This window comes from Cellulosimicrobium sp. NPDC030954 (assembly GCF_055571305.1).
This window is the reverse complement of record NZ_JBVIFN010000001.1, coordinates 1,048,792-1,067,789: the sequence shown is the minus strand read 5'-3', so window position 1 is coordinate 1,067,789 and position 18,998 is coordinate 1,048,792. Positions and strand designations below refer to the sequence as shown.

At 74.9% G+C, this 18,998-nt stretch carries 18 protein-coding genes; 9 read left to right on the top strand and 9 right to left on the bottom strand.

What is annotated here, in order from left to right:
* The first annotated feature begins 51 nt into the window (after nt 1-51).
* From ACZ402_RS04535 to ACZ402_RS04520, 4 genes are all read left to right on the top strand, one after another.
* Nucleotides 52-1,152, top strand: coding sequence for an AAA family ATPase (locus tag ACZ402_RS04535; protein ID WP_465272284.1), 1,101 nt, complete (start codon nt 52-54; stop codon nt 1,150-1,152).
* A 10-nt stretch (nt 1,153-1,162) separates the two neighbouring features.
* The gene (locus ACZ402_RS04530) at nt 1,163-2,455 is read left to right on the top strand and encodes a DUF58 domain-containing protein (RefSeq protein ID WP_375824233.1); all 1,293 of its coding nucleotides are present in this window, start codon (nt 1,163-1,165) and stop codon (nt 2,453-2,455) included.
* Nucleotides 2,456-2,625: 170 nt separating this feature from the next.
* Complete coding sequence (locus tag ACZ402_RS04525) at nt 2,626-2,748, top strand: hypothetical protein (RefSeq protein ID WP_255318720.1); 123 nt, start codon at nt 2,626-2,628, stop codon at nt 2,746-2,748.
* 7 nt (nt 2,749-2,755) lie between these two features.
* Nucleotides 2,756-4,057, top strand: coding sequence for a winged helix DNA-binding domain-containing protein (locus ACZ402_RS04520; protein ID WP_375824232.1), 1,302 nt, complete (start codon nt 2,756-2,758; stop codon nt 4,055-4,057).
* Nucleotides 4,058-4,138: 81 nt separating this feature from the next.
* Here the strand turns inward: ACZ402_RS04520 and ACZ402_RS04515 are convergent, their stop codons facing one another.
* Nucleotides 4,139-5,128 (bottom strand): stage II sporulation protein M, encoded by a 990-nt coding sequence (locus ACZ402_RS04515; RefSeq protein ID WP_375824231.1) that lies wholly within the window; start codon nt 5,126-5,128, stop codon nt 4,139-4,141.
* An 88-nt stretch (nt 5,129-5,216) separates the two neighbouring features.
* On the opposite strand from ACZ402_RS04515, the gene ACZ402_RS04510 reads away from it, so the two are divergent.
* Nucleotides 5,217-6,035 carry an RDD family protein gene (locus tag ACZ402_RS04510; RefSeq protein ID WP_375824230.1) on the top strand — a complete coding sequence of 273 codons (819 nt, stop codon included), beginning with the start codon at nt 5,217-5,219 and terminating at the stop codon, nt 6,033-6,035.
* A 28-nt stretch (nt 6,036-6,063) separates the two neighbouring features.
* Here ACZ402_RS04510 and ACZ402_RS04505 read toward each other — a convergent pair whose 3' ends face one another.
* The 5 genes from ACZ402_RS04505 to ahcY all read right to left on the bottom strand — a co-directional run bounded on the left by ACZ402_RS04505 (nt 6,064) and on the right by ahcY (nt 12,311).
* Nucleotides 6,064-7,458 (bottom strand): acyltransferase family protein, encoded by a 1,395-nt coding sequence (locus tag ACZ402_RS04505; protein WP_375824229.1) that lies wholly within the window; start codon nt 7,456-7,458, stop codon nt 6,064-6,066.
* A 211-nt stretch (nt 7,459-7,669) separates the two neighbouring features.
* On the bottom strand, nt 7,670-8,329 hold the full coding sequence (locus tag ACZ402_RS04500; RefSeq protein ID WP_375824227.1) for a response regulator transcription factor: 660 nt from the start codon (nt 8,327-8,329) through the stop codon (nt 7,670-7,672).
* A gap of 115 nt (nt 8,330-8,444) precedes the next feature.
* Nucleotides 8,445-9,962: a sensor histidine kinase gene (locus ACZ402_RS04495; RefSeq protein ID WP_375824226.1), complete on the bottom strand. Its 1,518-nt coding sequence runs from the start codon at nt 9,960-9,962 to the stop codon at nt 8,445-8,447.
* A 133-nt stretch (nt 9,963-10,095) separates the two neighbouring features.
* Nucleotides 10,096-10,713, bottom strand: a complete 618-nt coding sequence (locus ACZ402_RS04490; protein ID WP_465272282.1) for a hypothetical protein — start codon at nt 10,711-10,713, stop codon at nt 10,096-10,098.
* A 35-nt stretch (nt 10,714-10,748) separates the two neighbouring features.
* Nucleotides 10,749-12,311, bottom strand: coding sequence for an adenosylhomocysteinase (ahcY, locus tag ACZ402_RS04485; protein WP_375824224.1), 1,563 nt, complete (start codon nt 12,309-12,311; stop codon nt 10,749-10,751).
* Nucleotides 12,312-12,892: 581 nt separating this feature from the next.
* On the opposite strand from ahcY, the gene ACZ402_RS04480 reads away from it, so the two are divergent.
* The 3 genes from ACZ402_RS04480 (at nt 12,893) to ACZ402_RS04470 (ending at nt 16,172) form a co-directional block, all read left to right on the top strand.
* Entirely contained in the window at nt 12,893-14,254 is a 1,362-nt protein-coding gene (locus ACZ402_RS04480; RefSeq protein ID WP_375824223.1) for a quaternary amine ABC transporter ATP-binding protein, read from the top strand.
* Nucleotides 14,251-15,120 (top strand): ABC transporter permease, encoded by an 870-nt coding sequence (locus ACZ402_RS04475; protein WP_375824222.1) that lies wholly within the window; start codon nt 14,251-14,253, stop codon nt 15,118-15,120. Before ACZ402_RS04480 ends, ACZ402_RS04475 begins: the two co-directional genes overlap by 4 nt.
* Before the next feature lie 116 nt (nt 15,121-15,236).
* Entirely contained in the window at nt 15,237-16,172 is a 936-nt protein-coding gene (locus ACZ402_RS04470; RefSeq protein ID WP_375824221.1) for a glycine betaine ABC transporter substrate-binding protein, read from the top strand.
* A gap of 79 nt (nt 16,173-16,251) precedes the next feature.
* Here ACZ402_RS04470 and ACZ402_RS04465 read toward each other — a convergent pair whose 3' ends face one another.
* Genes ACZ402_RS04465 through ACZ402_RS04455 form a run of 3 tightly spaced genes read right to left on the bottom strand, consistent with a single transcriptional unit; the run spans nt 16,252 to nt 18,299 of the window.
* Nucleotides 16,252-16,440, bottom strand: coding sequence for a Trm112 family protein (locus ACZ402_RS04465; RefSeq protein WP_375824220.1), 189 nt, complete (start codon nt 16,438-16,440; stop codon nt 16,252-16,254).
* Nucleotides 16,437-17,909 (bottom strand): phosphomannomutase/phosphoglucomutase, encoded by a 1,473-nt coding sequence (locus tag ACZ402_RS04460; RefSeq protein ID WP_375824219.1) that lies wholly within the window; start codon nt 17,907-17,909, stop codon nt 16,437-16,439. The genes ACZ402_RS04465 and ACZ402_RS04460 overlap by 4 nt, the downstream gene beginning before the upstream one ends.
* Nucleotides 17,910-17,945: 36 nt before the next feature.
* Nucleotides 17,946-18,299: a DUF3499 domain-containing protein gene (locus ACZ402_RS04455; protein WP_047232115.1), complete on the bottom strand. Its 354-nt coding sequence runs from the start codon at nt 18,297-18,299 to the stop codon at nt 17,946-17,948.
* A 113-nt stretch (nt 18,300-18,412) separates the two neighbouring features.
* On the opposite strand from ACZ402_RS04455, the gene ACZ402_RS04450 reads away from it, so the two are divergent.
* Nucleotides 18,413-18,991, top strand: a complete 579-nt coding sequence (locus ACZ402_RS04450; RefSeq protein ID WP_375824218.1) for a metallopeptidase family protein — start codon at nt 18,413-18,415, stop codon at nt 18,989-18,991.
* Nucleotides 18,992-18,998 lie beyond the last annotated feature (7 nt).

Sequence of the window (18,998 nt, the reverse complement as noted above, 5' to 3'; positions counted from 1 at the left end):
CCACCGCACCAGGGGCAGCCGTACACCCAGGACCCGAGCGTCGCCGACCGCGTGAGCGCGGCCGCCGGCGCGCCCGCGCACGAGCCCGGACCGCACGGTCCCGGCGCCCCGACGCCGGGCTACGCCGCCGCGCCCTCGGCCGGCCACGGTCAGCCAGGCGTCCCCGCACCGGCACCCGCGCACGACGCCCCGCCCGCGCCGTCCCCCGAGCTGCGCCAGGCCCTGGCCGCCGTGCGCACCGAGGTGGGCAAGGCCGTCGTCGGGCAGGACGGGGCCGTGACGAGCCTGCTCATCGCGCTGCTGTGCAAGGGCCACGTGCTGCTGGAGGGCGTGCCCGGCGTCGCGAAGACGCTGCTCGTGCGCACGCTCGCCGCGTCGCTCGACCTGGGCACCAAGCGCGTGCAGTTCACGCCCGACCTCATGCCCGGCGACGTCACGGGCTCGCTCGTGTACGACGCGCGGACCGCCGAGTTCTCGTTCCGCGAGGGCCCCGTCTTCACGAACCTCCTGCTCGCGGACGAGATCAACCGCACGCCCCCCAAGACGCAGGCCTCGCTCCTCGAGGCGATGGAGGAGCGCCAGGTGTCGGTGGACGGGACCCCGCGCCCGCTGCCCGACCCGTTCCTCGTCATCGCGACGCAGAACCCCGTCGAGTACGAGGGCACCTACCCGCTGCCGGAGGCCCAGCTCGACCGCTTCCTGCTCAAGGTCGTGCTGCCCCTGCCAGAGCGCGAGCAGGAGGTCGAGGTGCTCGCGCGCCACGCCGCCGGGTTCAACCCGCGCGACCTCGCGGGCGCGGGCGTGCGCCCCGTCGCCGGGCGCGACGTGCTCGACCGTGCTCGCGCGGAGGTCGCGCGCGTCCAGGTGGCGCGCGAGGTCCTCGGCTACGCCGTCGACGTGTGCCGCGCGACGCGCCACTCCCCCTCGCTCTCGCTCGGCGTCTCCCCGCGCGGCGCGACGGCGCTGCTCGCCACGTCGCGCGCGTGGGCGTGGCTCTCGGGCCGCTCCTACGTGACGCCCGACGACGTCAAGGCCCTCGCGCACCCGACGCTGCGCCACCGCGTGCAGCTCCGGCCCGAGGCCGAGCTCGAGGGCGTGACCGCCGAGAGCGTGCTCGACACCGTGCTCGCGTCCGTCCCCGTCCCCCGCTGAGGCGTCGCACGTGGCCCTGACGTGGCGCGCCGTCGTGCTGACGGCGCTCGGGATCGTCCCCGTGCTGCTGTTCCCGGTGCCGGGGACGGTGCTGGTGTGGACGCTGCTCGTCGTCGCGCTGTGCGCGCTCGACGCGTCGCTCGCCGCGTCCCCGCGGCGCGTCGCGATCGAGCGGCGCGTGCCGGGCTCGGTCCGCCTCACCGACACGACGACGTCGCGCCTCACCCTCACCAACCTCGCGCCCCGACGGCTCCGCGCGCTCGTGCGCGACGCGTGGCCGCCGTCCGCGGGGACCCAGGTCAACCGGCACCCGGTCGACCTGCCGCCCGGCGAGGCCACGCGCGTGACGACCGTCCTCGTGCCCACCCGCCGCGGCGAGCGCGTCGCCGACCGGGTCACGATCCGCTCGTTCGGCCCGCTGCGCCTCGCCGCGCGCCAGGCCTCGATCACCGTGCCCGGCCGGCTGCGCGTGCTCCCCGAGTTCGCGTCCCGCCGGCACCTGCCGAGCCGGCTCGCGCGCCTGCGCGAGATGGACGGTCGCGCCGCGGTGCAGGTGCGCGGCGAGGGCACCGAGTTCGACTCGCTGCGCGAGTACGTGCTCGGCGACGACGTCCGCTCGATCGACTGGCGCGCGTCCGCCCGCGGTCGGGACATGGTCGTGCGCACGTGGCGCCCCGAGCGCGACCGGCGCGTGCTCATCGTCGTCGACACGTCCCGCACGTCCGCGACCCGCGTCGGCGACGAGCCGCGCCTCGACGCGAGCATCGAGGCGGCGCTCCTGCTCGCCGCGCTCGCCGGCCGCGCGGGCGACCGCGTCGAGCTCGTCGCGTACGACCGCACCGTGCGCTCGCGCGTCGCCGGGGCCGCCGGCCCGCGCCTCATGCCCGCCATGGCCGACGCGCTCGCGCCCCTCGAGCCCGCGCTGCTCGAGACCGACTGGCCCGGGCTCGTCGGTGCGGTCCACGAGCGCCTGTCCCAGCGCGCGCTCGTCGTGCTCCTGTCCACCCTCGACCCCGCCGCCGTCGAGACCGGGCTGCTCCCCGTCGTCGGGCAGCTCACGACCAAGCACCAGGTCGTGCTCGCCGCCGCGGGCGACCCCGAGGTCGCCGCCCTGCGCGACGACCGCAGCGGCACCGCCGAGGCGTACGACGCCGCCGCAGCGGCCCGCGGTGAGATCGAGCGCGCCGCCGTGACGACGGTCCTGCGCCAGCGCGGCGTCGAGGTCGTCGACGCCCTCCCCGACGACCTCGCCCCCCGCCTCGCCGACACCTACCTCGCGCTCAAGGCCGCCGGCCGCCTCTGACGTCCGGGCCGAGGCCCGGTCAGCCGACCGTGAGGTAGAACCTCCGGTCACGAGAGAGAGCTCCGCGCGTGCTACCTCGCGACCGGCGGTTCTACCTCGGCGGTCGCGGCCGTTCCTTCAGGGGCGAGGTAGGGTCGTGCGGGTCGTTCCACCGAGCTCAGGAGTACCCCGTGGCCTGGCAGCCCACCGATCCCCGACAGCGCGCACGGCGCAACCGTCGCGTCGCGATGATCGTCGTGGCGGCGCTCCTCGCGACGTTCCTCATCCCCGCGCTCGCGATCGTGCTGTCCTGACCCGCCGATGGGCGACGGGCGGTTCGGGCCGCGGCTGAGCCACGACGACCTCAACCGCGCGCTGCTCGCGCGTCAGCACCTCGACGCCCCCTGCGAGACGTCGGTGCTGGACGAGGTGCGGCATCTCGTGGGGCTCCAGTCGCAGGTGCCGTCGTCGCCGTACCCGGCGCTGTGGTCGCGGCTCGCGGCGTTCGCGCCCGACGACCTGGGCGCGCTGCTCACCGACCGTGAGGTCGTGCGCGTGGGTGCGCTGCGCGGCACGGTGCACCTGGTCGCCGCGGACGACGCGCTGGGGCTCACCGCGCTGGTGCGGCCGACGCTCGCCGCGTACCTGCGGGCGAAGAACCAGCACGGCGCGGCCCTCGCGGACGTGGACCTCGACGATCTCGAGGAGGTCGCGCGCGACCTGCTCGACGAGCCGCTCACCTCGGTCGAGCTCGGCAGGCGGCTCGCGCAGCGGTGGCCCGACGTCGACCCCAAGCACCTCGCGTACGGCGCGCGCTGCCTGCTGCCGCTGGTCCAGGTGCCGCCGCGCGGGCTCTGGGGCGCGAGCGGGCCGGGCACCACGACCACGTGGACGACGGCGCAGGCGTGGCTGGGCCGGTCCGACCCGGTCCTCGACGCGGTCGCGCACGGCACGGACCCCGACGCCGTCCTCGTGACGCGCGTCGGGCTGGTGCGGCGCTACCTGGCGGCGTTCGGCCCGGCCTCCGTGGTCGACGCGCAGCGGTGGTCGGGCCTGACCCGGCTCAAGGCCGCGTTCGAGGTGCTGCGTCCCGAGCTGGTGACGTTCACCGGCCCGGACGGCAAGGAGCTCTTCGACCTCCCCGACGCGCCCCGACCGCCCGGCGAGGCGCCCGTGCCGACGATCCTCGCGGGCGACTTCGACAACCTCGTCCTCGCGCACGACGACCGGACGCGGATCCTCGGCGACGTCCCGGTCAAGAGCGTCGTGAGCATCAACGGGCAGGTCGCGGCGACGGTGCTCGTCGACGGGCGCGTGGCTGGGGCGTGGACGGCGCGCCCGATCACCCCGTCCGCCCCCAGCCGGGCCACGACCGGGGCGACCCCGCCCGACGAGGCTGCGGACGACGTCGTGCACGTCGAGGTGCGCCCGCTGCGCGGCCCCGCGGGTGACGTGGCCGGACGCGGCACGGGCGCGGGCGGGGTGGGCGTCCCCGACGTCCGTCGCTCCCCCGCGGACCGGCTCCGCGAGCCGGGCGTGCGCGACGCGGTCGTCGCGCGGGCCGAGGACTGGGTCCGGTGCGCCTGGCCGGGCGCGCGGGCGCGCGTCGTCGTGCACGACTGACCGGTCTCCCACCGGCACCGAGCCGGGAGCCTGGGCCCGGGAGCAGAGCGGGAGCCCGGAGCCCGGAGCCCGGAAGAACCGTCAGGCCGCGACGGGGGCGACGTCGCCCGCGTGGTCGGCGGTGAGGTCGCCGGTCTCGCCGGCCGCCACCGCACGACGGCCGAGCACGATCGTGTAGACCCAGAACGCGGCGAGCGCGATCGCGCCGATGACGATCTTGAGCCACCACGGCATGGTCGAGCCCGTGACGAAGCCCTCGATGACGCCGGAGACCGCGAGGGCGATCGCGAGCCCGATCGCGACCGTGACGAGCGCGCGGCCCTCCTGGGCGAGCGCGCGCGAGCGCGGGAGCGGGCCGGGGTCGACCCAGGCCCAGAAGATCCGCAGACCCGCGGCACCGGCGACGAAGACCGACATGAGCTCGAGCAGGCCGTGCGGCGCGATGAGCTGGAGGAACAGCCCGAGCTCGCCGTGCGCGGCCATCATGCCGCCGGTCGAGCCGATGGCCACGGCGTTCGAGAACAGCACGTACGCGGGGAAGATCCCCGTGATGCCCAGCCCGATGCACTGCGCCGCGATCCACGCGTTGTTGGTCCAGACGACGGTCGCGAAGTCGAGCCCGGGGTCGTAGTACGACGCGAACGCCTCGTTCACGTAGTTCTCCTGGACGCTCGGCGGGCCCATCGACGCGAGCCCCTCGGGCGTCGTCGCGACCCAGACCCCGGCGACGAGCGCCACGACGAGGCAGGCGACCGTCACGCCGACCGACCACCACCGGATCCGGTACAGCGCGGCGGGCAGGGACACCACGAGGAACCGCACGACGTCGCGCCACGCGGGCTCGTGCGCCCCCGCGATGCGCGTGCGGGCCTTGCCCAGGAGCACGGACAGGCGCGAGATGAGCACGGGGTCCGGCGCGACGGACCGGACGGTCGACAGGTGCGTCGCGACGGCCTGGTACAGCCGGACCAGCTCGTCCGCCTCGGCGCCGTCGAGCGTGCGCCGCGAGGTGAGGGTCTCCAGGCGGTCCCACTGCGCGCGGTGCACGTCGGTGAAGGCGTCGAGGTCCACGACCGATACCCTGCAACACGGGGCGTGCCGCCGGTGCGCCGACCGGCGCGCGGGCACGGACCCGTGACGGACGAGGGTGAGGAGCAGCGTGCGGGACGGCATCCTGATCGGCGAGGGCGTGGTCCTCGACGCACGACCGGCGTCGTTCGCCACGCGCGGCCTCGCGCTCTTCCTCGACATGCTGACGTTGTGCGTGGGGCTGTTCGCGCTGCTCTTCGCGACGTCGGGCTCGCTCGAGCTGGTCGACCCGGACTTCGCCCCGGCCATCGCGATCGCGCTCGCCGTCCTCGTCATGGTCGTCGTCCCGACGACCGTGGAGACGCTGTCGCGCGGGCGCTCGCTCGGCAAGCTCGCGCTGGGCATCCGGGTCGTGCGCGACGACGGTGGCCCGGTCCGCTTCCGGCACGCCTTCCTGCGCGCCCTGGTCGGCATCGGCGAGATCTGGCTGACGCTCGGCTCGGTCGCGCTCGTCGCGTCGCTGACGAACGACAAGGGCAAGCGCCTCGGCGACATGGCGGCGGGGACGTACGCGATCCGGGTGCGGGGCGGGCGGCCGACGCTCGCGCCGCTCGTCATGCCCCCGTACCTCGCCGCGTGGGCGTCCCACGCCGACATGCGCCGCCTGCCCGACGGCCTCGCGCTCGCCGCGCGGCAGTTCCTCGCGCGTGCGCACAAGCTCCACCCGGCGTCGCGGGCCCGGCTGGGGCAGGAGCTCGCGGGACAGGTCGAGCGGTACGTCGCGCCGGGCCCGCCGCCCGGCACGCACCCGGAGACGTTCCTGCTGGCCGTGCTCGCGGAGCGGCGGGACCGCGACTGGGCGACGGCGCAGCGCGCGCAGGCGCTCGCCGGCGAGCAGGCCGAGCTGCTGCACCGGCTCCCCTACTCGATCCCCGACCCCACGCGCTGACGCCACGACACCTGTCCTCCCGCTCCTGTCAGCGGTTCGTCGCGCTCGAGCGCGTGCTGCTGCTGACAGGTCGCGCGGGGCGGGCGTCCTCGAAGCGGCCCACCAGGCGGGAGATGCCCAGGAGCACGAGCGCGAACGCGCCGAACCAGACCGGGCGGCTCGCCCACCAGTCGGCGCTGCCCGGGGCCGGGAGCTGCTGACCGAGCACCACGAGCACCGTCCCGACGACGACGATCATCGCCGTGAGGTGCCACAGGTAGACCGTCATCGACCGTCGGGCGAGGCCCGCGACGACCGTCCGGCCGCGCCCGTCCGCCCAGCGCACGAGCGGTCCGCGGGCGGCGAGCGCGAGGGCGACGAGCGCGACCGCGTGCAGGACGACGGGCGCCGTGGGCGGGCCGAGGTTCGACATCGCGTCGCCCGGCATGCCGATGAGCGACACCGGGTACGGCCCGACGGCGACGAGCAGGGCCGCGAGCGCCGCCGCCGCGAGCCCGGCCCCGACGAGCACGAGCGGTCGCGGGAGGACGGCGACCGGCACCACGCGGCCCCGGCGCACGACCTGCGTCCCGGCGCGCGCGTCGGCGTACAGGAGCCCGATCGCGTACGGCACGGCCCACACGAGCACGACGTCGACGAGCGCGAGGCGCTCCGCACCGGCGCCGAATCGGAGCGCCTCGACGGCGAGCGGTGCGGCGACGAGCGCGGCGACGGTCCACCAGCCCGCGGCGTGCAGCGCGCGGCGCAGGAGCGGCGTGAGCACGACGAGGCCGAGGTACACCGCGAGGAACCACAGGAGCTGCGGCGCGAGCGTCGCGAGCGAGCGCACGGCGTCCCCGGGCAGCCCCGCGGCGAGCAGCGCCCCGATCGCGACGACCCACGCCCCGACGAACACCCCGACGGGCCGCAGGAGCCGGGGCACGCGCCGCCCGGCGAGCCGCGCGCCGGCGGCGAGGTCGGCCAGGACGCTCGGGCGGGCCACCACCCGCGCGGCGCCCGCGAGCCCGGGGGCGCGACCGCCGTCGGGCCCGCGCCGCAGCCCGTACGCGGCCGAGGCTCCGGCGGCGAAGAACAGGAGCGCGAGGACCTGCAGCAGCCAGGTGACGGTCCAGCCCGCGCCGTGCGCGAGGGCGTTGCCGATGCGCAGGTGCTCGCCGTCCCACGTCGCGTCCGCCATGAGCCAGTGCACCGTGAGGACGCTGAGCGTCGCGAGGGCCCGCACGGCGTCGACGAACACGTCGCGGCGAGGCCGGCGCGGACCGTCCCCTCCGGGGAGCGGGGCGGTGCCGGGCGTCCGGGCGGTGCCCGACGGCGGTCGGTACCGGTGGGCGCGCGGCCCGCCCGGGGGTGCCGGTCGGGCGGGCGCGGGGCGGGCGCGGGACGGCGCGCGGGTCGGGGACGGCGGCGGCGACAGGACGGCCACGGGATGCTCCAAGGTCGGCGTGCCCGGGAGGGTCCCCGGTGCTCACCAGTCTCGAAACATCCCGTTCGTCCCGGTACGGGACGGTCCCCCGACCTCGCCGCGGCGGACCACCGCCGCGCACGGGGGTTGTCCCCCGGCCGGCCCCGACGACCTGTCAGCAGCACGTCGCGCTCGGGCGCGAGCACGTGCTGGCAGGTGGACGGACGGTCGGCTACACCTTGAGGTAGCGCAGCACGGCGAGCACGCGCCGGTGGTCGCCCGCATCCTGGGGCAGGCCGAGCTTGCCGAAGATCGACGTGACGTTCTTCTCGACCGCGCCGTAGGAGAGGAACAGCGCCTCCGCGATGGCGGAGTTCGAGCGGCCCTGCGCCATGAGCTCCAGGACCTCGGTCTCGCGCGGCGTGAGGCGTGCCAGCCCGTCGTCGGAGCGTGACGCGCCCATGAGCTGGCTCACGACCTCCGGGTCGAGCACGGTCTGCCCGGCCGCGATGCGCGTGAGCGCGTCGACGAACTCGCCGACGTCCGCGACACGGTCCTTGAGCAGGTACCCGACGCCGCGCGCGCCGCCCGTGAGCAGCTCGCTCGCGAACCGCGTCTCGACGTACTGGGAGAACAGCAGCACCCCGAGGTCGGGGTGCGCGGCGCGCAGCGCGAGGGCGGCGCGCAGGCCCTCGTCGGTGAACGTCGGGGGCATCCGGATGTCGACGACGGCGACGTCGGGCAGCGCGTCCTCGGCCGCGAGCCGGGCCACCTGCGCGACGAGCTCGTCGCCGTCCGCGACCGCGGCCACGACCTCGTGGCCGCGGCGGGTGACGAGCGCGACGAGCCCGTCGCGCAGGATGGCGGAGTCCTCGGCGATGACGAGCCGCATGGTGTCCTTCCGGTCGGGCGGGCCGTGCGACGGCCCCGGCGGGCGGGATGCCCCGGGGACATCGTGCCCGACGGCGCCGGCCCGCCCGGGCAGGACACGGTGGTCCGTGCGCACGTCAGACCCGCACGGGCAGGAGGACGGTAACGACCGTCGGGCCGCCGACCGGGCTGGTGAGGTCGAACGTGCCGTCCACGGAGCGCACGCGCTCCGCGAGTCCCGCGAGGCCGGACCGCTGGCCGTCGGACCCGGGCTGGACGACGCGCGCGCCGCCCTGGCCGTCGTCGCGCACCCGCAGGCGCAGCCGCGCGCCGCGCCCGCTCCCCTGGCGCTCGACGAGCACGTACGCGCCCGTGGCGCGCGCGTGCTTGACCGCGTTCGTGACGAGCTCGGCGACGCAGAAGTAGGCGATCGACTCCACGGCCGGCGCGAGCCTGCCCGACGCCTCGACGGCCGGGTCGACGTCGACCGTCACCGGGAGCGGCGAGCGGGCGGCGAGCGTCTCGAGCGCGACGGCGAGCCCGTTGTCGAGCGCGGGCGGGTGGATGCCGCGCGCGAGCTCCCGGAGCTCGACGAGCGCCTCCTTGGTCGACGAGTGCGCGAGGTCCACGAGCTCGAGCGCCTCCCCCGCGTCGCCGCCCGCCGCGAGCTGCTCCTTGGCCTCCCCGAGCTGCATCGCGACGGCGACCAGGCGGGCCTGCGTGCCGTCGTGCAGGTCGCGCTCGATGCGCCGCAGCTTCGCGTCGGCGTCCTCGACGGTGCGGCCGCGCGACTCCTCCAGGTCGGCGACGCGCAGGCTCGACAGGGTCGGGCCGAGCAGCGCCACGGTGAGCGCGCGGAAGAGCTGGGCGAAGCCCCGCGTGACCTGCGCCCAGAGCCAGAGGAAGAGCAGCCCCACCAGGACGAGGCCGAGCTGGCGCACCGGGGTGTCCACGTACCAGTCGACGCCGAACGACGCGCCGCGGTGCCACGACCCGTCGCTCGCCTGCTGCAGGGGGAGCCAGCGCGACCAGATCCAGTGCGTCATGCCGCCGAGCCCGACGGCGAGGAAGACGGTGCTCACCACGAAGGACACGATCGCGAGGGGGAACGTGACGAAGAGGAAGAGCACGGCCCGCCAGCCGGTCCCGTCGCCGATCCCGCCCCACAGGGTGCTCCAGAACCCGCGCCGCCGGACGTACGGCGCGGGGGCGGCGACGTCGATGCCGAGCGCCGAGCGTGCCAGGGACCGGTACATCGAGCCCCAGCCGCGCCCACCGAGCACGACCCAGCCCGCGAGGACGAGCCCCAGGACCGGGACGAGCATCGCCACGAGGAACGAGACCGTGAACACCGCGTACGCGAAGGCGAACGGCGCGAGCAGCAGCACGAGCCACAGGTACCCGTACGCGTGCCACGTCTGCCGGTGGAACGGGGCGCGCGCGAACGACACGCGCTCGTGGTGGTCGACGTACCGGGGGTCGGGCTGCGTGCCGGCGAACGTCGTCGCGTCCGCCGCCGCGACGCCCGTGGGCGCACCCCCCGTCGCGGGGACGGTCGGGGCCAGGGGGCCGTGGGCCGCACCCGGGGTCGGGGTGCCCGACGGCGGGTCGCCCGTCGGCACGACGCTCGGCTGGTCAGGGGTCACGGCAGTCATGGTGCCAGTCTCGGCGAGCCGCGGTCACGACGACAGGGTGGCGTCCGCCGCGCCGGGGTGGGGACATCCCCCGTGTCGTCCCGTGCCGGCGACCCGTCGGGCGGTCGCCGGCACGGTCACCACGGCGCGCGGGTCAGTGCAGGAGGTACTTGACGCCGATGACCACGCCCGCGAAAGCCGCGGCGAGCAGCGTCTCCCCCACGAGCCGTGCGCCCCGGGCACCCGCCCGGTACGCGGCGAGGAAGCCGACGACGCCGAGGAGGAGCACCGTGAACCACACCGCGACGAGCGCGGCGTCCTCCACGTCGAGCCCGAGCGCGTACGCGATCAGGTAGACCACGATCCCGGGGACCGCACCGAGCAGCACCCCCACGTTGAGGCGCAGAGCCGCGAGGGTGCGGTCCCACAGCGAGTGCCCGCTGTCGCGGAACCGCCCGCTGACCGCGTCGACGTAGCAGTGCGCGAGCCAGTACCCGACCGCGACGAGGGCCGTCGCGACGACCACTCGGTCTCCCGTCGGCGCGTGCACGCTGGACACCGCCATGACGAAGCCCGCGACGATCGCACCGTAGAGCAGGTCGTGCGGGGGCTCGCGCTCCCACCGGTCGCCGACCCGGTGCCACAGCGGACGGACGCCCGGGGGCGGGCCCGTGGGCTCGCCGTCGGCCTGCGGACCGATCTGTCCCGTCGCGCCCCCGCCCGCAGGGGGCGGGGGCGCGACGGAGCCACGCTCGTCGGGCGACTGGTCCATGCGGCCTCCTCGTGGCGCGAGCGGGCTGTCGGCGCTCAGTAGCGGTAGTGCTCGGGCTTGTACGGGCCCTCGACCGGGACGCCGAGGTAGTCCGCCTGGGACGGCGAGAGCTCGGTGAGCCGCACGCCGAGCGCGTCGAGGTGCAGGCGGGCGACCTTCTCGTCGAGCACCTTGGGCAGGCGGTAGACCTGGCGCGCGTACGACCGCTCGCGCCCCTCGTGCGCGGCGCCGGTCGCGTCCTGGTAGAGCTCGATCTGGCCGATCACCTGGTTGGAGAACGAGTTGCTCATGACGAAGGACGGGTGACCGGTCGCGTTGCCGAGGTTGAGCAGGCGCCCCTCGGACAGCACGACGATCGAGCGGCCGGCGGGCTGCCCGCCCGGGCCGGCCTCTGCGAACGTCCACTCGTGGACCTGGGCCTTGATCTCGGTGCGGGACACCCCGGGCACCTCGGCGAGGCCGGCCATGTCGATCTCGTTGTCGAAGTGGCCGATGTTGCCGACGACGGCCTTGTCCTTCATCGCGACGAGGTGCTCGGCGCGGATGACGTCCTTGTTGCCCGTGGTCGTGATGAAGAAGTCGGCCTCGCCGAGCACGTCCTCGATGCGGGCGACCTGGTAGCCGTCCATCGCGGCCTGGAGCGCGCAGATCGGGTCGACCTCGGACACGATGACGCGCGCGCCCTGGCCGCGGAACGCCTCGGCCGCACCCTTGCCGACGTCCCCGTACCCGGCGACGAACGCGACCTTGCCGCCCATGAGGACGTCGGTCGCGCGGTTGATGCCGTCGGGCAGCGAGTGGCGGATGCCGTACTTGTTGTCGAACTTCGACTTGGTGACCGAGTCGTTGACGTTGATCGCCGGGAAGAGCAGCTCGCCCGCCTCGGCGAGCTGGTAGAGGCGGTGCACGCCCGTCGTCGTCTCCTCGGTGACGCCCTGGATCGCCTGGGCGATCGTCGTCCAGCGCAGGGGGTCGGCCTCGAGCGCGCGGCGCAGCACGGCGCGCACGACGTTCATCTCGTGCGTGTGGTCGGGCTCGCCGGGCAGCGTGTCGGGCGGGACGACGCCCGCGCGCTCGTACTGCAGGCCGAGGTGGACGAGCATCGTGGCGTCGCCGCCGTCGTCGAGGACGAGGTTCGGCGACTCGTCCCCGGGCCACACGAGGATCTGCTCGGTGCAGTCCCAGTACTCCTCGAGGCTCTCGCCCTTCCACGCGAAGACGGGCACGCCCTGCGGGTCCTCGGGCGTCCCGTGCGGCCCCACCACGACGGCGGCCGCGGCCTCGTCCTGCGTGGAGAAGATGTTGCAGCTCGCCCAGCGCACCTGCGCCCCGAGCGCGACGAGCGTCTCGATGAGGACCGCGGTCTGCACCGTCATGTGGAGCGAGCCGGCGATCCGCGCGCCGGCGAGCGGCTGCGACGCGCCGTACTCGGCGCGCAGCGCCATGAGGCCGGGCATCTCGTGCTCCGCGAGGCGGAGCTGGTGACGGCCCGCCTCGGCGAGGGACAGGTCGCGGACCTTGTAGCGGCCGGGGACCTCGTCGAAGCCGGGAGCGGCTCCCGGGGTTCCGGTCGTCGGGGCTGGCGCTGTGGTGGACATGGTTCTCCTGTGCGTACTCGGTGCCGGTCGGGCCGGTGGTGCCGGCCCTGCGGGTGGCTGGCCGGTGGCCGGCCGGTGGCTGCGCTGGGGGCTCCCGTCCGCGCCGGGCGGGACCACGGTCCCGCCCGGGTCCAGCCTACCGACGACGGCGCCGCCCGGCCCCGGCGAGCGGGGCACCCGGCCCGGGCTACACCGTTCGTCCGGCGCGCGCGCCCGGGCGCGCGCGTAACACGAATGCTTGACCATCTCAAGGTCACAAAGGGATAACGATCCGAGATCGCTCGTCATCCGCGTCATTGCAACGATGATCGGTCAAGAAACGTCCTGGAACAGTCCCTGATCCACGGGCCCTAGGTAGAAGTTGAACCTCGAATCAGGCAGGGTGCTGGAGTACCGATTGACGTCGGACCAGCATGTGGCCCGCTGCGCGCAGAGCGCGGAGGTCGCCCCCCGGGCGCCCGACCGCGACGCGTTCACCGGCCGCGTGCCACGCTCCCGAGACGCCGCCGCCGGACCCCTCTGGCGCCGTCCTCGCGCGGGGCGTGCCGGTCCCCGCACGGAAGGTGGCGAGACCCGCCCGCATGACCGCTCCCAGCATCACCCCGCCAGACAGCACCGACGCGACGGTCGACTCCCCCGCACCGTCGACCCCGGCCCCCGCCGACGTCGCCGTCTCGGTCCGCGACGTCTACAAGGTCTTCGGCCGTCGGCCGGTCGAGGCGATCCGCCGGCTCGAGCAGGGCGCCGCCCGTGACGACGTCAAGGCGCTCGGCACGGCCGCGGTCATCGACGCGAGCTTTGACGTCCGGCGCGGCGAGATCTTCGTCGTCATGGGCCTCTCCGGCTCCGGCAAGTCCACGCTCATCCGCATGCTCAACGGCCTGTGGAAGCCGACGGCCGGGCACGTGGTCGTCGGCGGGACCGACCTCGCGAGCACCGACGCGAAGCAGCTGCGCGCCCTGCGCCGCAGCAGCGTGAGCATGGTGTTCCAGCACTTCGCGCTCCTGCCGCACCGCACGGTGCTCGACAACGCGGCGTACCCGCTCGAGATCCAGGGCGTCGGCAAGGCCGAGCGCCGCGAGAAGGCCCGCACCGCGCTCGACCTCGTCGGGCTCGGCGGCTGGGAGGACTCGCTCCCGTCGCAGCTCTCGGGCGGCATGCGCCAGCGCGTCGGCCTCGCCCGCGCGCTCGCCGCCGACACCGACGTCCTCCTCATGGACGAGGCGTTCAGCGCCCTCGACCCGCTCATCCGGCGCGAGATGCAGGAGCAGCTCCTCGACCTGCAGCAGCGCCTCGGCAAGACGATCGTCTTCATCACGCACGACCTCAACGAGGCCATGCACCTCGGCGACCGGATCGCCGTCATGCGCGACGGCCGGATCGTCCAGATCGGCACCGCCGAGCAGATCCTGTCCGACCCCGCGAACGACTACGTCGCCCAGTTCGTCGCCGACGTCGACCGCACGCGCGTCCTCACCGCGTCGTCCGTCATGGTGCGCCCCGCGGTCGTCGTGCCCGTCAGCGGCGGGCCGCGCCAGGCCAGCCGCGCGATGCGCGAGGCGCAGGTCTCGGCCGCGTACGTCGTCGACCGCCAGCGCGTGCTGCACGGCATCGTGCGCGACGACGACGCCGTGGCCGCCCTCAAGGCGGGCAAGGAAAGCATCGGGGACCTCGTGCACGACGGCGTCGCCCCGGTCTCCCCGGACACCCCCCTCGCGGAGATCTTCGCGCCCGCGGCCGAGTCGTCGCTGCCCGTGCCCGTGACCGACACCGAGGGCCGCCTCGTCGGCGTCGTCCCGCGCGTCACCCTGCTCGAGGCCATGGTCCCGACCGAGCAGCCCCGCACGGGCGAGATCGACCTCGGCGCGCCGGCGGTGCAGGACGAGACCGTCGAGGACGCCGCCGTGGACGCCACTGCGACGACCGAGGGAGGTGCCGCGTGAACGACACCCTCGTCCCCCGCATCCCGCTCGGCGAGTGGGTCGACACGTTCGTCGACTGGATGACCACGACGTTCCGGCCGCTCTTCCGCTTCGTCAAGGACGTCCTCGTCGGCATCTACGACGGCCTGGACACGATCCTGTCGAGCCCGCCGTTCTGGGTCGTCGCGCTCGCGCTCGCCGCCCTCGCGCTCCTCGCCAAGGGCTGGAAGCTCGCGCTCGGCTCGCTCGTCGGGTTCGTCGTCATCGCCGGCGTCGACCAGTGGGACAACGCGATGGACACCCTCGCGCTCGTCCTGCTGTCCGCCGTCCTGGCCCTCGTCGTCGCGATCCCGGTCGGCATCTGGGCCGCGCGCGACGACCGCGTCTCCGCGGTGGTGCGGCCGGTCCTCGACTTCATGCAGACCATGCCGGCGTTCGTCTACCTCATCCCGACCGTCGTCATCTTCCTCACGGGACCCGTCCCGGGCATCATCGCGACGATCATCTTCGCCATGGCGCCCGGCGTCCGGTTCACCGAGCTCGGCATCCGGCAGGTGGACAAGGAGGTCGTCGAGGCAGGCCAGGCGTTCGGCGCGACCCCGGGGCGCATCCTGCGCCAGATCCAGCTCCCGCTCGCGCTCCCGACCATCATGGCCGGCGTCAACCAGGTCATCATGCTGTCGCTCTCCATGGTCGTCATCGCGGGCATGGTCGGCGCCGGCGGCCTCGGCAACGACGTCGTCGCCGCGCTCCAGCGCGTCAACGTCGCGCTCGGCTTCGAGGCCGGTCTCGCCGTCGTCATCCTCGCGATGTTCCTCGACCGCGTGACCTCGGCCCTCGGCAACCGCGCCCCCGTCTCGCGCGCGCTCGCCGCGGCGCGCGTCTGAGGGGCGCGTCTGTCGCGCGCACGAACCGAACCCGGCCGCAGCGCCGGGAACCCGCCCGCCGCACCCCCGGCGTCGGGCACACCGACCGGGTCCGCCCGGACCCAGGGAAGGACAGCATGACCCCCGCACGCACCCGCACCGTCCGCCGCTCCGCCGCCGTCGCAGCGACCGCCGTCCTCGGCCTCGCGCTCACCGCCTGCGCCTCCGACTCCGGGTCGGGCGCCGACGACGGGGCGTCGTCCACCGGCGAGGACGAGACCTCGGTCTCCATCGGGATCCCCTCCGGCTGGGACGAGGGCATCGCCGTCTCCCACCTCTGGACGGCGATCCTCGAGGAGGAGGGCTACGACGTCTCCTCCCAGACCGCCGACGTCGGCGTGATCTACACCGGCCTGGCCGGCGGCGACTTCGACGTCACGCTCGACGTGTGGCTCCCCTACACGCACGCCTCCTACGAGGAGGAGTACGGCGACGAGGTCACCGACCTCGGCTACTGGTACGACGACGCCAAGCTCACCATCGCGGTGAACGAGGACTCGCCCGCGCAGTCGCTCGAGGACCTCGCCGGCATGGCCGACGAGTACGGCAACAAGCTCGTGGGCATCGAGGCCGGCGCCGGTCTCACCAAGATCACGCAGGAAGAGGTCATCCCGACCTACGGGCTCGAGGGCATGGACTACTCCATCTCCTCGACCCCCGCGATGCTCGCCGAGCTCAAGGGCGCGACCGACGCCGGCGAGAACATCGCCGTCACGCTGTGGCGCCCGCACTGGGCCTACGACGAGTTCCCCGTCCGCGACCTCGAGGACCCCGAGGGCGCGCTCGGCGAGGCCGAGAAGATCCACATGTGGGGCTCGTCCGACTTCGAGGAGCGCTACCCGACGCTGACCAAGCTGTTCGGCGCGTTCTCGCTCACCGACGAGCAGCTCTTCTCGCTCGAGAACATGATGTTCAACTCCGACGAGTACGCCGACGAGGCCGAGGCCGTCCAGGCCTGGCTCGAGGCGAACCCGACGTTCGTCGACGACCTCAAGGAGTCCGCGGGCGTCTGACGCCCCCGGCTCGACGCCGAAGGCCGGCTCCCCGCGGGGGAGCCGGCCTTCGGCGCGTCGTCGTGACCGACGAGCACGGTCACAGCGGGCGCGCGTCGTCCTCCAGCAGCACCGGGATGCCGTCGCGCACCGGGTACGCGAGCGGCCGGTCCGTGTCGGTGGAGTGCAGCTCGGGCTCCCCCGTCGGGCCGGTGCCGTCCACCAGGCGTGCGCCGGTGACGGGGCACCGCAGGGCCTCGCGCACCCAGGGGTCGATCTGCAGGCTCATGCTCGCTCCTCGTCGTCGTGCGTGCGCACGAGCGACAGGACGTCGTCGCGCACCTTCTCCATGATGTCCTCGTCGGCGGCCTCGACGTTGAGCCGCAGCAGCGGCTCGGTGTTCGAGGCGCGGAGGTTGAACCACCACTGCGGGTGGGAGTCCCAGTGCGAGACGGTCAGCCCGTCGAGCTCGTCGACGTCGACCGGGCCGCCGCCCTGCTGCGTCACGTACGCCTCGACGACGCGCGCCCGGGCCGCGGGCACGTCGGCCACGGTCGAGTTGATCTCGCCCGAGGCGACGTACGGCTCGTACATCTCCCCCAGCGCCGACAGCGGGTGCGGCTGCGACCCGAGCGCCGCGAGCACGTGCATCGCCGCGAGCATCCCCGTGTCGGCGAAGAAGAAGTCGCGGAAGTAGTAGTGCGCGCTGTGCTCGCCGCCGAACACGGCGTCGTTCTGGGCCATCTGCGCCTTGATGAACGAGTGGCCCACGCGCGTGCGCACCGTCCGGGCGCCCGCGGCCCCGAGGAAGTCGGGGACGGCGCGCGACGTGATGAGGTTGTGGATCACGGTCGGTGTGCGCCCCGCCTCGACCTCCTTCGCGACCTCGCGCAGCCCGACGAGCGCCGTGATCGCGGACGGCGACACCGGGTCGCCGTGCTCGTCGACGACGAAGCAGCGGTCGGCGTCGCCGTCGAACGCGAGCCCGAGGTCGGCGTCGTGCTCGACGACGGCGGCCTGCAGGTCGAGCAGGTTCTTCGGGTCGAGCGGGTTCGCCTCGTGGTTCGGGAACGTGCCGTCGAGCTCGAAGTACAGCGGCACGACGTCGAGCGGCAGCGCGGGCAGGCCCGCGCCGGTGCCCAGGACGGCCGGCACGGTGTAGCCACCCATCCCGTTCCCGGCGTCGACCACGACCTTGAGCGGCCGGATCCCGGACAGGTCGACGAGCGAGCGCAGGAACTCCGCGTAGTCCGCGAGCGTGTCGCGGTCGGTGACCGTCGCCGGCTCGTCCGCGGCGGCGGGGAGGCCGTCGTCGAGGTACCCCTCCGCGAGCCGGCGGACCTCCGCGAGCCCCGAGTCCTGGCCCACCGGGCGCGCGCCCGCGCGGCACAGCTTGATCCCGTTGTAGACCGCGGGGTTGTGGCTCGCGGTGAACATGGCGCCGGGGACGCCGAGAGCACCTGACGCGTGGTACAGCCCGTCCGTGGAGCAGAGCCCGATCCGGACGACGTCGACCCCCGCCTCGGTGAGCCCGGACGCGAACGCGTCCACGAGCTCCGGGCCGGAGTCCCGCATGTCGTGCCCGACGACGACGCTCGCCCGGGCGGGCGCGTCGCCTGCGGGGGTCGGCGCCTCGGGGAGCACGACCGCCCGCGCGAACGCGGCGCCGATGGCCTTCGCCACCTGAGGGTTGAGCTGGTCCGGGACGGTGCCGCGGACGTCGTACGCCTTGATGAGGTGGGAGAGGTCGGTCGTCACGCCGCCCACCCTACCGAGGCGGGGGGTGCGTCGCGGTCAGTCGCCCTCGGCGCGCAGGACGCGCAGGTGGCCGCGTCGTCCGACCTCGGTGACGTCCGGCGGCTCGGGCTCGGTCCTGACCTTGCCCGCCTCGCGCACCGCGTCCGCGAGCGCCGACAGGTCGTCGTCGCTCGGGCCGGTCTCGACGAACTGCGGCGACAGCCGCACGACCTCCCAGCCGCGCGGTGCGGTGAGCCGCTCCGCGTGCTCGGCGCAGAGGTCGTAGCTGTGCGGCTCGGCGAGGTGCGCGAGCGGGCCCAGGACCGCCGTGGAGTCGGCGTACACGTAGGTGAGGGTCGCGACGGCGGCACGGACGCACGCCGTGCGCGAGCACTGCCTGACGGATCTCACGCGCTGACCTTACGCCTTCCGGGCGTGTCGTGGGGCCGCCACACGCCGTCCGGGCGCCCGCGCCGCCGCAGGTGGGCGCGCTGCGCCGGGCGCCGGCGGGCTAGAGTCGTGGTGTGCGTGGCAACACTCCGTCCCCCGGCTCGCGGCCCGAGCCCGCCGGCAAGGGGCGCCGGGCCCGCGACCGCTGGTCGCGCCGGGCGGCCCCCGCCCCGCCCCCCGTCTCGTTCGACGAGCTCGTCATCCCGCCCCGTGCACCCGGACCGGGCGGCCAGGGCCCGGTGCCGCGACGGCGGGACCGCCGTGGTCGAGGGATCCGGGGGCCGCTCCTGCCGCCCACCGCGCCGGCGAGCCGCACGCGGGCGGAGAAGTTCGACGACGTCGTCGTCGACGTCGTCGAGCGGGTCGAGCACTCGTGGGCCAAGCAGCTGCGCGGGACGGAGTTCGCGGTCGAGGACGTCCCGCCCTCCGACCCGGCCCCCTGGGAGGACGGCGGCGTGCCGCTCGGCCGGTGCTTCCCCGCGGAGTCGGGACAGCCCGCGCGCATCGTCGTCTACCGACGGCCGGTCGAGGCCCGCGCGTTCGACGCGGAGGACCTCGAGGACCTCGTCCGCGACGTGCTCGTGGAGCAGGTCGCCCACCTGCTGGCGCGCACCCCGGAGGAGATCGACCCCCGGTACACCGGCGACCGCTGACCCGCGT